The 12439-nt window shown below is 72.1% G+C and carries 14 protein-coding genes, 1 tRNA gene and 1 pseudogene; 6 read left to right on the forward strand and 10 right to left on the reverse strand.

The window, feature by feature from the left end; all coding sequences use genetic code 11:
• The first annotated feature begins 148 nt into the window (after positions 1 to 148).
• Entirely contained in the window at positions 149 to 898 is a 750-nt protein-coding gene (locus tag AC5L30_RS13920; RefSeq protein WP_494867624.1) for an SDR family oxidoreductase, read from the forward strand.
• A gap of 56 nt (positions 899 to 954) precedes the next feature.
• Here AC5L30_RS13920 and AC5L30_RS13925 read toward each other — a convergent pair.
• Positions 955 to 1041: transfer RNA gene (locus tag AC5L30_RS13925), tRNA-Ser, on the reverse strand.
• 75 nt (positions 1042 to 1116) lie between these two features.
• Here AC5L30_RS13925 and deoD point away from each other — a divergent pair.
• Positions 1117 to 1824 (forward strand): purine-nucleoside phosphorylase, encoded by a 708-nt coding sequence (deoD, locus tag AC5L30_RS13930; protein WP_074315244.1) that lies wholly within the window; start codon positions 1117 to 1119, stop codon positions 1822 to 1824.
• Between the two features lie 123 nt (positions 1825 to 1947).
• Here deoD and AC5L30_RS13935 read toward each other — a convergent pair whose 3' ends face one another.
• The 4 genes from AC5L30_RS13935 to AC5L30_RS13950 form a co-directional block, all read right to left on the reverse strand.
• On the reverse strand, positions 1948 to 3147 hold the full coding sequence (locus AC5L30_RS13935) for an ABC transporter permease (protein WP_494867626.1): 1200 nt from the start codon (positions 3145 to 3147) through the stop codon (positions 1948 to 1950).
• Entirely contained in the window at positions 3147 to 3842 is a 696-nt protein-coding gene (locus tag AC5L30_RS13940; RefSeq protein ID WP_494867628.1) for an ABC transporter ATP-binding protein, read from the reverse strand. Before AC5L30_RS13940 ends, AC5L30_RS13935 begins: the two co-directional genes overlap by 1 nt.
• Entirely contained in the window at positions 3839 to 4858 is a 1020-nt protein-coding gene (locus AC5L30_RS13945) for a peptidoglycan-binding protein (RefSeq protein WP_494867678.1), read from the reverse strand. The genes AC5L30_RS13940 and AC5L30_RS13945 overlap by 4 nt, the downstream gene beginning before the upstream one ends.
• Positions 4859 to 4926: 68 nt before the next feature.
• A complete protein-coding gene (locus tag AC5L30_RS13950; RefSeq protein ID WP_494867630.1) occupies positions 4927 to 5439 on the reverse strand; it encodes a hypothetical protein in 513 nt (170 codons plus the stop codon).
• 141 nt (positions 5440 to 5580) lie between these two features.
• On the opposite strand from AC5L30_RS13950, the gene AC5L30_RS13955 reads away from it, so the two are divergent.
• Entirely contained in the window at positions 5581 to 6237 is a 657-nt protein-coding gene (locus AC5L30_RS13955; RefSeq protein WP_181518658.1) for a response regulator transcription factor, read from the forward strand.
• The gene (locus AC5L30_RS13960; RefSeq protein ID WP_494867632.1) at positions 6234 to 7388 is read left to right on the forward strand and encodes a sensor histidine kinase; all 1155 of its coding nucleotides are present in this window, start codon (positions 6234 to 6236) and stop codon (positions 7386 to 7388) included. Before AC5L30_RS13955 ends, AC5L30_RS13960 begins: the two co-directional genes overlap by 4 nt.
• 14 nt (positions 7389 to 7402) lie before the next feature.
• On the opposite strand, the gene AC5L30_RS13965 is transcribed toward AC5L30_RS13960, so the two are convergent.
• The 4 genes from AC5L30_RS13965 to AC5L30_RS13980 form a co-directional block, all read right to left on the reverse strand.
• Complete coding sequence (locus tag AC5L30_RS13965; RefSeq protein WP_327036568.1) at positions 7403 to 7849, reverse strand: nucleoside deaminase; 447 nt, start codon at positions 7847 to 7849, stop codon at positions 7403 to 7405.
• A gap of 145 nt (positions 7850 to 7994) precedes the next feature.
• On the reverse strand, positions 7995 to 8522 hold the full coding sequence (locus AC5L30_RS13970) for a tRNA adenosine deaminase-associated protein (RefSeq protein ID WP_494867633.1): 528 nt from the start codon (positions 8520 to 8522) through the stop codon (positions 7995 to 7997).
• Positions 8523 to 8639: 117 nt separating this feature from the next.
• Positions 8640 to 8807, reverse strand: a complete 168-nt coding sequence (locus AC5L30_RS13975) for a hypothetical protein (protein ID WP_167493094.1) — start codon at positions 8805 to 8807, stop codon at positions 8640 to 8642.
• Between the two features lie 111 nt (positions 8808 to 8918).
• Positions 8919 to 9308, reverse strand: coding sequence for a hypothetical protein (locus AC5L30_RS13980; RefSeq protein WP_494867635.1), 390 nt, complete (start codon positions 9306 to 9308; stop codon positions 8919 to 8921).
• Between the two features lie 64 nt (positions 9309 to 9372).
• Between AC5L30_RS13980 and AC5L30_RS13985 the strand changes: the two genes are divergently transcribed.
• Both AC5L30_RS13985 and AC5L30_RS13990 read left to right on the forward strand, forming a co-directional pair.
• A complete protein-coding gene (locus AC5L30_RS13985; protein ID WP_494867636.1) occupies positions 9373 to 10137 on the forward strand; it encodes a M23 family metallopeptidase in 765 nt (254 codons plus the stop codon).
• Position 10138: 1 nt separating this feature from the next.
• Positions 10139 to 11212 carry a PHP domain-containing protein gene (locus AC5L30_RS13990; RefSeq protein WP_494867637.1) on the forward strand — a complete coding sequence of 358 codons (1074 nt, stop codon included), beginning with the start codon at positions 10139 to 10141 and terminating at the stop codon, positions 11210 to 11212.
• On the opposite strand, the pseudogene AC5L30_RS13995 reads toward AC5L30_RS13990, so the two are convergent.
• Positions 11095 to 12346: pseudogene (locus AC5L30_RS13995) on the reverse strand (DMT family transporter); the annotation flags it as partial. The gene AC5L30_RS13990 and the pseudogene AC5L30_RS13995 overlap by 118 nt on opposite strands.
• Positions 12347 to 12439 lie beyond the last annotated feature (93 nt).

Genomic DNA, 12439 nt, shown 5'->3' on the forward strand with positions numbered 1-12439 from the left:
CACATCTATCGGCGGCCAGAACCGATTGGTACAGAAATTTGTGGACCCCGTCGAGGGTTGCTACGTTCGGATATGTACCGCTCGGTACAGAACCTGCTTCAGGCCCGGCCGGCCGCACACGACCACATCCCGACAAAGGAGATCCATCGTGGGACAGCTCGACGGCAAGACCGCCCTCGTCACCGGGGGTACCACGGGCATCGGCCTGGCCGCCGCCCGCCGCTTCGCCGCCGAAGGCGCGTACGTCTTCGTCACCGGCCGCCGCAAGGGCCCGGTGGACGAGGCCGTCGCCAGCATCGGCGCGAACGTCACCGGCATCGCCAGCGATGTCAGCAAGCTCGACGACCTGGACCGGGTGATGCGGGCGATCGAGGAGCGGGGCGCCGGGCTGGACGTGGTGTTCGCCAACGCCGGCGGTGGGGAGTTCCGTTCGCTCGACTCGATCACGATCGAGCACGTCGCCAACACCTTCGACACCAACATCTACGGCACCATCTTCACCGTGCAGAAGGCCCTGCCCCTGCTCAACGAGGGCGCCTCGATCGTGTTGACCGGCTCGACCGCCGCCAGCAACGGCACCCCGGCGTTCAGCGTCTACGCCGCGTCAAAGGCGGCCATCCGCTCGTTTGGCCGTACCTGGGCCGCCGAACTGATCGGCCGGAAGATCCGGGTCAACACCCTGGTGCCCGGCTCGACCGAGACCCCCGGGCTCGCGGGCCTCGCGCCCAGCCCCGCGGAGGCCCCCGGGTTGCTCCAGACCATCGCCTCGGGCGTACCCATGCAGCGCATGGCACACCCGGACGAGATCGCCAACGCCGCGCTCTTCCTCGCCTCCGACCAGAGCAGCTTCATGACCGGCGGCGAGCTCGTCGTCGACGGCGGCGAGCAACAGCTCTGACGCGAAAACGCCCGGTCGATCCTCGCGGATCGACCGGGCGTTTCTGCATCTCAGAGCGGTGGCGGAGGGATTTGAACCCTCGGAGGGCGTTAACCCTCACACGCTTTCGAGGCGTGCTCCTTAGGCCGCTCGGACACGCCACCGCCGACGAGGGTACAGGACCGCCGGTTCCGACGCCGAACCGGTATCGCCCGGGCCGGCCTGGCAGGATCTTTGCCATGAGTACGCACATCGGCGCGAAGCCGGGCGAGATCGCCGAGCGGGTCCTGATGCCGGGTGACCCCCTGCGGGCCAAGTGGATCGCAGAGACCTACCTCGAGGGCGCCACCTGCTACTCGACGGTTCGGGGCATGCTGGGCTTCACCGGCCGCTGGAACGGCGTCGAGGTTTCCGTCCAGGGCTCCGGCATGGGCATGCCGTCGGCCTCCATCTACGCCCACGAGCTGATCAACGAGTACGGCGTGAAGACGCTGATCCGGGTCGGCTCCTGTGGTGCCCTCAGCACCGACCTGCAACTGCGGGACGTGGTGGCGGCGATCGGGTCGTCCACCGACTCGAACATGAACCGGATGCGCTTCGACGGGCTGATCGACTACGCCCCGGTGGCCGACTTCGGGCTGCTGCGTACCTCGGTCGAGGTGGCCGAGCGGCGCGGCATCACCATGCACGTCGGGCCGATCCTGGCAGCGGACGCCTTCTACACCGACCGGCCGGACCTCTACGACACCCTCGCCGACTACGGCGTGCTTGCGGTGGAGATGGAGTCGGCGGCGCTGTACACGATCGCCGCCCGGTTCAAGGCCCGCGCGCTCACCGTGTTGACCGTCAGCGACCACATCAAGACCGGCGAGAAGACCACCTCGGAGGAGCGCGAGCAGACCTTCAGCCAGATGGTCGAGATCGCCCTCGACACGATCATCGCCTGATCCGTTCCGGCGGACGGCGTCACTGCCGAGAGCGGTATGACTCAGAGGTATAAATATGCCTCAGAGTCATACCGCTCTTTCGCACCCCACCTGACCAGGCCCGGTCAGGCAGAGGCAGCGGCTTCAGACGGCGGCCAGCGCCTCGGTCGGTGAGAGGCGAGCGGCGCGCACCGCCGGGTAGAGGCCGGCGAAGCCGCCGATGACCAGGGTCGCGCCCACCCCGCCGAGCATCGCCCAGGCCGGCACCACGGTCGGCCAGTGCTGCGACAGCGCGTAACCCGAGGTGACCAGGATGCCCAGCACCACCCCACCGATCCCGCCGAACGCGGAGAGCAGCAGCGATTCGGCGAGGAACTGGGTCCGGACCTGACCGCGGGTGGCGCCGAGTGACCGGCGCAGGCCGATCTCGGCCCGGCGTTCCAGCACCGAGATCACCATGGTGTTCGCCACACCGACCCCACCGACCAGCAGGGCGACCGCGCCCAGGCCCAGCAACAGGCCGGTGAACGCGTCGTCGGTCGCCTCGGCGGCGGCCAGCGCGTCCGAGGGCCGGGACACCTCGACCTCGTTCGGCGCCTCCGGGTTGGTGGTCGCGGCGAGCACCGAACGGACCGCCTCGACCTGCGACTCCTGCGCCCGGGTGTAGACGGTGGTCGGGTGGCCGTCGAAGCTCAGGTATTCGGTCGCCGCCGGCCAGCCGATCAGCGCCGAGGTGTCCAACTCCGGGGCGAGCGGTGCGGCGGCGAGGGTGCCGACCACGGTGAACGGCCGCCCACCCAGCCACACCTGCACCTGCGGGTCCGCCGTGGTGATCCCGAGCCGCTGCGCCGCGGTGGCGCCGAGTACGACCGCCGGGTAGCGGGCGGTCGCCTCGTTGAGCCAGGTGCCGGTGGCCATCTCGGCCCCGACGGTGCCGAGCAGGTCCAGCCGGGCCGCCCGGGTGGCGATGCCACCGGTCTCCGCCGCCGGAATCCGGTCCGAGCGGTACACCTTGGCGTCGGCGAGCTGCCCGGTCGCGGACACCTCGGTCACCGGGCCGATCCGCCCGATCATCGCGATCGACGCCTCGGGCAGTTGCGCGTCCGCGCCGAACAGGGTGTTGCCCGGCTCGACGGTGAGCAGGTTGGTGCCGAGCGCGTCGAGCGCCCGGTCCAGCTCGGCCCGGGACGACGAGGAGATGCCGACCACCGCGATCATCGCGGCGATGCCGATCGCGATGCCCAACGCGGAGAGGAACGCGCGCAGCGGACGGGTCCGCAGCCCCACCCCGCCGACGCGCAGGACGTCCGCCGGCCCCAGTCGGGCCGGGGTCAGGGTCGCCATCAGCCGACCCCGCCCGACGTGAGGGCCGAGTCGTACCGCACCGCGCCGTCGCGCATCCGCACCTGCCGGGGCAGGCTCCCCGCGATCTCCCGGTCATGGGTGATCACCACGACGGTGGTGCCGGCCCGGTGCAGATCGTGCAGCAACTCCAACACCCCGGCACCGGAGTGGGAGTCGAGGTTGCCGGTCGGCTCGTCGGCGAGCAGCACCGCCGGCTCGCCGACCACCGCGCGGGCCACGGCCACCCGCTGCCGTTCCCCGCCGGACAGCTCGTGCGGCCGGTGCCCCAGCCGGTGGCCCAGGCCAACCCGGACCAACGCGGCCTCCGCCCGGTCGCGCCGCCGCCTCAGGGGTACGCCGGAGTAGAGCAACCCGTCGGCCACGTTGTCCACGACCGGAACGCCGGGAGCGAGGTGGAACTGCTGGAAGACGAAGCCGATCCGGGTGGCCCGCAGCGCGGACAGTTCCCGGTCGGTCAGCTTCGCCGCGTCGTACCCGTCGATGAGCACGCTGCCCGACGACGGTCGGTCCAGGGTGCCGATCAGGTGCAGCATGGTCGACTTGCCCGAGCCGGACGGGCCGACGATCGCGACCAACTCGCCGTGGCCGATCCGCAGCGACACATCGTCCAACGCGACGACGCCGCCGGCGTACCGCTTGCTGACCCGGTCGAGCACGATCACCTCGCCGCTCATGTCGGCACCACCACCGTCGTGCCCTCGGTGAGACCCGTACCGGTGACCTCCACCCGGCCTTCGGCGAACAACCCGGTGGTCACCGCGAGGACCCGGCTCGCGTCGCCCTCGGCGACCTGGACGCCGTAGCCGCCCTCGGCGAGCGCCAACAGCGCCGCCACCGGCACGGTGAGCACGTCACGACGCTCCGAGACGGTGAAGGTGACGTCCGCGCTGGCCTGGTCGAAGCCGGTGAGGGCCTTCGGGTCGGTCACCGCGACGGTCACCTCGATCTTCGTCTCGGCGTCGCCGGGCTGCCCGTTGGCGCCGGCCGCGCCGGCCTGGACGACCGTCTCGACCGTGCTGATCGTGCCCGCCACCGCCCTGCCGTCCGGCAGCCGGACGCTGACCTTCGCGTCGCGCTTGGCCAACCGCTGGTCGTCCACGTCCAACTCGACGGTGACCACCCGGCTGGTGCCGGTGTACGTCAGCACCGCCTGGCCGGGCTGGGTGAGATCGCCGACGTCGGCCTGGTGGCTCTCCACCCGGACCTCCCGGTCGGCGTACACGATCCGCCCCGGCTCGACCCGACCGGTCTCGGTCAGACCCAGGTCCTCCTGCCAGTCCCGGACGGCGTCCGCGGTGGCGTCGGTGTACTCGTCGTCGACAGTGAAGCCGGTGTAGCCCAGCGCTTCGAGGTTGCGCTCGAACTGCGTGACGTCGGCACCCTCCACCCCGGGGGCGAGGGTCCGGTACGCGGGCAGCCCGCCGTAGAGCAGCACCACCTCCTCGTTGTCGACCAGGTAGAGCGCCTTGCCCCGCCGTACCGTCGACCCGGTCGCCGCCAGCGCGGTGACGGTGCCGCTGAGCTTCGCCGTGGCGGTACGGGTCGTGCCGTACCCCAGCTCACCGTCGGCGGTCTCCGAGTCGGCGAGGGTCTGCCGGGTGACCGTTGCGGTGGCGGGTGGCGCGCCCCCGGCCTGGGCGCGGCCCCCGTCGGCACCGCCACCGAAGCCCACCGCGGCGACCACGCCCATGGCGGCGACGAGCAGAACAACGCCGCCGGTGACGGCGGCGCGCAGCCGCGAGCGTCGGATGGTGCCGGTCACCGGCCACCCCCGAACTGCGGCGCGTGCTGCCGGCACTTCTCCAGCGCGGCCTTCATGGCCGGATCTCCGATGTTGATCGCGTTGCCCCCCGCCCCGACCCGGACCCGCCCGTCGGCGTCGGGGTCCGGGAAGTCCGGCACCCCGTTCTCCCGCATGCACTTGGCCAGGGTGCGCATCTGCTCGGCCTGCTCGGGGTTGAGCTGCGGTCCCTGCCCGCCGTTGGGCAGCTTGTCCTGGCACTTCTCCATGGCCGCCTGGACCTTCTGCTGATCCACGCCCGCGCCGAACCGGAAGCCGGGACGGCTGCCCGGCTCCGGGTCGGGCAGGTCCACCCCGTTCTCCCGCATACACCGGGCGAAGGCGAGTTGCCGGTCCGAGTCACTGACCGGCGTGCCGCTCGCCGTGGCCTCGGCCTTCGCCCCACCGGCGGTGGCGACTCCGCCGCCGTCGTCGCCTGCCGCTCCGCACCCGGACAGTGCCAGGGCGAGCAGGACGGGGATCGCAAGCATCTGTCGTCGCATGGTGTCCGCTTCCGCTCAGGTCCGGCGCGGTTCGCCGAACGTGGCATTCAGTGCACGGCAGTGGGCGTATCCCCGGCGTTACCGTCGGCGGTTATGCCGCCGTTACCGCACCCCGAGCACCATGGAGGGGTGAGAGTTCTGGTGGTCGAGGACGAGAACGTGCTGGCGGACGCCATCGCCGAGTGGTTGCGTCGGGAGTCGTTCGCGGTCGACGTGGCGTACGACGGGGACGCCGCGTTGGAACGGCTCGGCGTCAACGAGTACGCCGTGGTGGTTCTGGACCGGGACCTGCCGGTGGTGCACGGCGACGACGTGTGCCGGGCGATCGTGGACGCGGGCGGGGAGACCCGGGTGCTGATGCTGACCGCGTCGGCGGCGGTCCGCGAGCGGGTGGCGGGGTTGGCACTCGGCGCCGACGACTACCTGACCAAGCCGTTCGCCCTGGTCGAGCTCTCGGCCCGGGTGCACGCGCTGACCCGCCGGTCCCGCCCGGCGGCACCGCCGACGCTGCGTCGCGCCGGCATCCAGCTCGACCCGGCCCGACACGAGGTACGCCGGGACGACCGGCACGTGGCGCTGTCCCGCAAGGAGTTCGCGGTGCTGGCCGAGTTGCTCCGCGCCGACGGCGCGGTGGTCTCCGCCGAGGATCTGCTGGAACGCGCCTGGGATGAGCACATCGACCCGTTCACCAACGTCGTCCGGGTGACCGTCATGAAGCTTCGCCGCAAACTCGGCGACCCGCCGGTGATCGAGACGGTCCCCGGGGCGGGGTATCAGATCCGATGAAACGCCTGACGATCCGCGCTCGGCTCACCCTCATCTACGGAGGGCTGTTCCTGTTGGCCGGCATGGTCCTGCTCGCCGTCACGTACGTGCTGGTGGATCAGCGGATGCCGCAGCCGTTCGGGGTGAAACTGCGCGACCTGCCGAAGACCACCCCCACGACGCCCAGCGGGCAGAACATCGACAACCTGCGCGCCCTGGTGCAGGAGGTGCAGGACGAGGCGAAGCGCAACGCGTTGGAGTCGCTGCTCACGCAGGGCGGCATCGCGTTGATCGTGGTGTCGACGGTGGCGATCGCGTTCGGCTGGTTGCTCGCCGGCAGGGCGTTGCAGCCACTGCACCAGATCACCGGCACGGCCCGCCGGATCGCGGGCGCGGACACCGCCGGCCGTGGCCTGCACGAGCGGATCGCGCTGACCGGTCCTCCGGACGAGGTACGCGAACTCGCCGACACGTTCGACGAGATGCTGGAACGGTTGGACCGCTCCTTCGACGGGCAGCGCCGGTTCGTGGCGAACGCCTCGCACGAGCTGCGTACCCCGCTGGCGCTCAACCGCGCCCTGGTGGAGCTGGCGGTCACCCGCCCGGACGCCTCGGCGGAGACCCGGCGGTTGGGCGAGTCGCTGCTGGCGGTCAACGAACGGCACGAGCGGCTGATCGACGGCCTGTTGACCCTGGCCGACTCGGAGAACGAGCTGACCGAGCGTACGCCGGTCGACCTGGCCGAGGTCTGCGCGCACACCACTGATCAGGCCGGGAAGCAGGCACCCGACGTGCGGGTTCGGCGGGCCCTGGCCCCGGCGCCGACCAGCGGCGACCCGGTGCTGTTGGAGCGGCTCACGTTCAACCTGGTGGAGAACGCGCTGCGGCACAACCTGCCCGCCGACGGTTGGGTGGAGGTGCGCACCGGGCTGGTCGACGGCCGACCCACCCTCACGGTGACCAACACCGGCCCGGTCATCCCCGGCTACGACGTGGAGACGATGTTCCAACCCTTCCGTCGGCTGTCGCGCGAGCGGGTCGTCGGTGCGCGGGGTTTCGGGCTGGGGCTGTCCATCGTCCGCGCGGTGGCCCGGGCCCACGGCGGCACCGCGGAGGCGCAGCCCCGCCCGGCGGGTGGTCTGATCGTCACGGTCACCCTGCCGCCGGCCTGAGCGGCGGCCCGGTGTCAGCGGAAGAACGCGCGCAGCACGGTGGCGGTCTCGGCCTCCAGCACCCCGCCGTAGACCTCGGGGCGGTGGTTGAGCCGACGGTCCCGCAGCACGTCCCAGAGCGATCCGGCCGCGCCGGTCTTGGGCTCCCACGCGCCGAACACGACGGTGGAGACCCGGGCCAGCACCAGCGCCCCGGCGCACATGGTGCACGGTTCGAGGGTGACCACCAGGGTGCAGCCGTCCAGCCGCCACCGGCCGGTGCGCTCGGCGCCTCGGCGTAGGGCCAGCACCTCGGCGTGGGCGGTGGGGTCGCCGGTCAGCTCCCGCTCGTTGCGTCCGGTGGCCAACTCGGTGCCGTCCGGCCCGTAGAGCACCGCCCCCACCGGCACGTCGTCGACGTCGGTGCTGACCGCGTCGTCGACCGGCGGACCGGCGACGGCGATCTCCAGGGCGCGGCGCATCCACAGCTCGTGCCGCTGCCGTCGGCCGACCTCGCCCAGGTCGGCCAGGCCCTCGTGGGCACCGGGCCCGGCGCGGCCCACCACTCCGGGGGTCGGCTGGCCCGGCGCGATCGACTCCAGCGACGGGTCGGTGGCGTCGGCCGGCTCAGACCTCACGCAGCTCCTCGACCTCGTCGGCGCAGCCGAGCACCTGGCAGATCTCGACGGTGACGTCCGCCGGCATCATTCCCTCGTGGCTGCAGAGGGTCAGCAGCTTCTGCGCGGAGATGCCCAGGTTGGCCAGCAGATCGGCGTCACCGACCGGGTCGGCCTCGGGGTCGACGACGGGCTGCTCGCTCTCCTCGTCACCGGTGCTCACCGGGCGTGGCTCGTCGTCACCGTCGAGCCCGGTGACGGAGGTCTTCAGGTCACCGACCAGCAGCGACCCCAACTGCGACTCCTCGGCGTACGCCGAGTCCGAACCGAACACCCGCAGGTCCTCGCCCTCGTCGAGGCGCAGGATCACCAGGTAGGCATCGTCGGCCTCGACGAAGAGCAGCGACACGTCGGCCTCCTGGTCGACGTCACGCAGCCGGTCGGCAACCTCGTCGATGTCGGTGGCGCCACGCAGGCTGACCTCGGCGGCGGTCCAGCCACTGTCGTCGCGCACCACGGCCGCAGCGAAGTACGACACGGTCCCCCCAATAGCCCTCGACACAGCGTCGACTCGTTACGCGTGCACGTTAGCCGGTCAGGTCGGCGGGCGACCCGTCAACGCCCCGAAGGGCGGGTCATTCCTGACAAAGTCGGCTCAGCCGACGACTCGGCGGCGGGTGGCGATGAGCTGGCGCAGACGCTCGGTGCGCTGCCGCTGCGGGCGGCTGCGCTGGCGGACCGCCCGGGCGCCCGCCAACTCGGCCAACAACTGCAGGCGACGGCGACTGCGATCGGGGTCCTGCCGCGGAGTGGTCCAGGCCATAGTGCCGAGCGTGCCCAGTCTCGGCGGCCACGTCAAGACGGCGTTCGCTACGCAGCCAACCGGGCACAGGGTGCAGTCACCGAGCGCCGTTTCGGGGCCTGTCCGTGCCGGTCACCACAGCGGCCAGTCGCCGCTGGTCGCCCAGCGGACCGCCACCACGGCGGCGGCGATGCTCCAGCCACCCGCCGTGACGATGGCGACCCCGGTGGCCACCCCTCGGTCGCCGTAACGGACCAGCACCAGGGCGGAGACCCAGGCCAGCAGGCCGGCGATCACGGTCCACCACGCGTAGCTGGCCACATCGGTGCCGAGCAGGCCGAACAGCAGCAGCCAACCGGCCGCCGCGCCGCCACCGGCGGCGACCCCACCGCCGGTGACCGGGTGCGGCTCGCGGTAGGTGGGCCGGGTCGGTGGCCCGGAGGGGAAGAGACCCGACGGGGTACGCGGCACCGGCCGGACGGCACCGAAATCCGGGCCAGGTTCGGGTCGGGCAATGGTCACCGTCGCTGCCCTCCCTCACGCGTGCCGCTCGTGCCCACGGTACCGGCTCTGCCAGGATGACCGGATGTCCTCGCCGACGATCCGCCGCGCTCGTCCGGCGTACCCGATCCTGCTGTTGCTCGCCCCGGTGCTGGCCGCCGGCTGCGCGACCACCCGGCCGGGGGTGCCCGACGGCGCCGCGCCGACGCCACCGGCGGTCTGGGCGACCGCCGACCAGCCGGCGTCGCCGTCGCCCACACCCGCGACGACGGCGACCGACCCGAGCCCGCCGGCGCCGTCGTCGGCCAGGCCGTCGGCGACGGCACCCCGCACCGGGCTGAAGCATGTCTTTCCGGTACGCGCCGACAACGTCGACTACCACCCGACGCACGGGGCGTACCCGGGGACGGACCTCTTCGCCGACTGCGGCGAGCCGTTCGTGGCGGTGACCGACGGGACGGTGCTGGAGGTGAGCCGCGTCGACCGCTACCGCAAGCGTGGGCCACAGGGCCCGGACAACGGCGGCCTGTCGGTCTCCCTGCTCGGCGACGACGGGGTGCGCTACTACGGCTCGCACCTGAGCGTCGTGACCAGCGGCGTCGACGTCGGGGTGCGGGTCCGCGCCGGGCAGCAGCTCGGCAAGGTGGGCCGCACCGGCAACGCCAACAACGTCTGCCACGTGCACTTCGGCATCTCGCCCGCGTGCGCCGGCAAGGACGGTTGGTGGATCCGGCGCGGGGTGATCTGGCCGGCGCGTTACCTGGACTCCTGGCGGCGCGGCGGCAACCGGGAACCAGCCGCCGAGGTCACCGCGTGGCAGCGCCGTCACGGCTGCCCGAAGGCGCCCTGACATGGCTCGCGCGAGAGATCCCATCGCCGACCTGCGCCGGATCGCCTTCCTCCTGGAGCGGGCCAACGAGGCCACCTACCGGGTACGCGCGTTCCGGTCGGCGGCGAAGGCGTTGGCCGGCCTGCCTACGGCCGAGCTGACCGAACGGGCCGGCAACGGCACGCTCACCGAACTGGCCGGGGTCGGTGACGTCACGGCCCGCTGCGTGGCGGAGTCCCTCGCCGGTGAGGAGCCGGTCTACCTCCGCCGGCTGGTGGCGACCGAGGGCAGCGACCTGGACGCCGAGGCCACGGCGCTGCGCGCCGCCCTGCGCGGCGACTGCCACACCCACTCGGACTGGTCCGACGGCGGCTCGCCCATCGAGGAGATGGCGCTGGCCGCGGTGGAGTTGGGCCACGAGTACCTGGTGCTGACCGATCACTCGCCCCGGCTGACGGTGGCCCGGGGGCTGACCGCGGACCGGCTACGCCGGCAGCTCGACCACGTGGCCAAGGTCAACGCGGCGCTGCCCGAGGGTTTCCGGATCCTCACCGGGATCGAGGTGGACATCCTCGCCGACGGCTCCCTGGACCAGGACGACGACCTGTTGGCGCGGCTCGATGTGGTGGTCGGGTCGGTGCACAGCGGCCTGAAGGACGAGCGGTCGAAGATGACCCGGCGCATGCTGAAGGCGGTCGCCAACCCGCACCTGGACATCCTCGGCCACGTCACCGGGCGGATGGTGTCGTCCCGCCCGGCCGGGGTGACCGGTCCGGGCGATCGGGGGCACCGGGCGCGTACCCGGGCGGAGAGCGACTTCGACGCGGACGCCGTCTTCGACGCCTGCGCCGAGCACGACACCGCCGTCGAGATCAACTCCCGGCCGGAGCGGCAGGACCCCCCGAAGCGCCTGATTCGCCGGGCGCTGGAGGCTGGCTGCCGGTTCGCCATCAACACCGACGCGCACGCGCCCGGCCAGCTCGACTGGCAGCGGTTCGGCTGCGAACGCGCCGCCCTCTGTGGCGTCCCCGCCGACCGTGTGATCAACACCTGGTCGGCAGAGCAACTGGTGGCCTGGACGCACAACCGCCCCTGACCAGCCCCGCCCCCTCGGCGTGATCCACTCGCGTTCCTTGAAATCGGGGTGTCCGGCGGACCGGGACTCCCCGATTTCAAGGAAACCGAGTCGATTACGTGCCGGACAGACCCGGCTGCGGCCCGTCGCGGCGGCCTGTCCTCGGCGGTGCGGTCAGCGGTGGGCGGGTTCGGCGGCGGGTGTGGCGGGTGCGCCGACGCCGACGACCGGGCTGGTCCGGCGGCGACCGAACATCCCCTGCGAGACCGCGACCCCGAGCAGCACGATCAGCGCGCCGACCGGTTGGTGCCAGTTGAGCCGTTCGTCGAGCGCCACGGCGCCGATCAGCACCGCGAAGAGCGGGATCAGGTACGTGACGGTGGACGCGGTGCTCGCGCCGGCCACCCGGATGTTGCGCATATTGATCACGAACGCGAGCCCGGTGCCGAGCGCGCCGAGGGTCAGCACACTTGCCACCACACCGGCCGACAGCTCGGTGGGCAGCGGCGGCAGGCCGGCGACGAAGGGGGTGACGATGGCCAACTGCGCGGCGGCGATCAGCAGTTGCGCGGTGGAGAGCGACAGACCGGAGTACGCGCTGCCGGCGACGAACCGCTTCTGGTACGGAATGGCCACGCCGTAGCAGGCCGCCGCGCCGAAGCACATGAGCTGACCGGTGAAGTGCGCCCCGCCGATGCCCTCCCAGACCCCGAGCACCACCAGCACCCCGACGAAGCCGAGCCCGAGCCCGACCGCACGGCGCAGGGTGAGCCGCTCGGTGCGGAAGACCAGCACCGCCAGCGGCAGCACGATCAACGGCGTGGTGGCGTTCCAGATGCCGGCCAGCATCGACTCGACCCGCTGCTCGCCGTAGCCGAAGAGGGTGAACGGCACGGCCACACCGAAGGCGGCGACGACGGTCAGGTGCCCCCAGACCCGGGGCTCGCTGGGCAGCCGGTCGCGCAGCACGGCGAGGACCACCAGCAGGGTCAACGCGCCGGCCACGACCCGGTAGAGGGTGAGTTGAACCGGGTGTAGCTCGGCCACCCCGACCTTGATGAAGAGGAAGCTGGAACCCCAGATCGCGGCGAGGGCGACGAAGCCGGGCAGCCAGGCGCGGACCGGCGCTTTGTCAGGAGTGGTATCGGTGGTCACCCCTGACACTCTGCCGCATCCGTACGACAAAGTCGCGCGCCTTTCGGCCGTCACGCCGCGCCCGAACCCGCAGCTCGAACACGACAAACGTCG

Source organism: Micromonospora sp. BQ32 (assembly GCF_059358895.1).

Bases quoted from the DNA above. Each gene is read 5' to 3' on its own strand.
- AC5L30_RS13950 (WP_494867630.1), bottom strand. From the start codon at position 5,439: ATGCTTGCGATCCCCGTCCTGCTCGCCCTGGCACTGTCCGGGTGCGGA.
- AC5L30_RS13975 (WP_167493094.1), bottom strand. From the start codon at position 8,807: ATGGCCTGGACCACTCCGCGGCAGGACCCCGATCGCAGTCGCCGTCGC.
- AC5L30_RS13985 (WP_494867636.1), top strand. From the start codon at position 9,373: ATGTCCTCGCCGACGATCCGCCGCGCTCGTCCGGCGTACCCGATCCTG.
- AC5L30_RS13965 (WP_327036568.1), bottom strand. From the start codon at position 7,849: ATGCGCCGCGCCCTGGAGATCGCCGTCGCCGGTCCGCCGGTCGACGAC.
- deoD (WP_074315244.1), top strand. From the start codon at position 1,117: ATGAGTACGCACATCGGCGCGAAGCCGGGCGAGATCGCCGAGCGGGTC.
- AC5L30_RS13945 (WP_494867678.1), bottom strand. From the start codon at position 4,858: ATGGGCGTGGTCGCCGCGGTGGGCTTCGGTGGCGGTGCCGACGGGGGC.
- AC5L30_RS13940 (WP_494867628.1), bottom strand. From the start codon at position 3,842: ATGAGCGGCGAGGTGATCGTGCTCGACCGGGTCAGCAAGCGGTACGCC.
- AC5L30_RS13935 (WP_494867626.1), bottom strand. From the start codon at position 3,147: ATGGCGACCCTGACCCCGGCCCGACTGGGGCCGGCGGACGTCCTGCGC.
- AC5L30_RS13990 (WP_494867637.1), top strand. From the start codon at position 10,139: ATGGCTCGCGCGAGAGATCCCATCGCCGACCTGCGCCGGATCGCCTTC.
- AC5L30_RS13960 (WP_494867632.1), top strand. From the start codon at position 6,234: ATGAAACGCCTGACGATCCGCGCTCGGCTCACCCTCATCTACGGAGGG.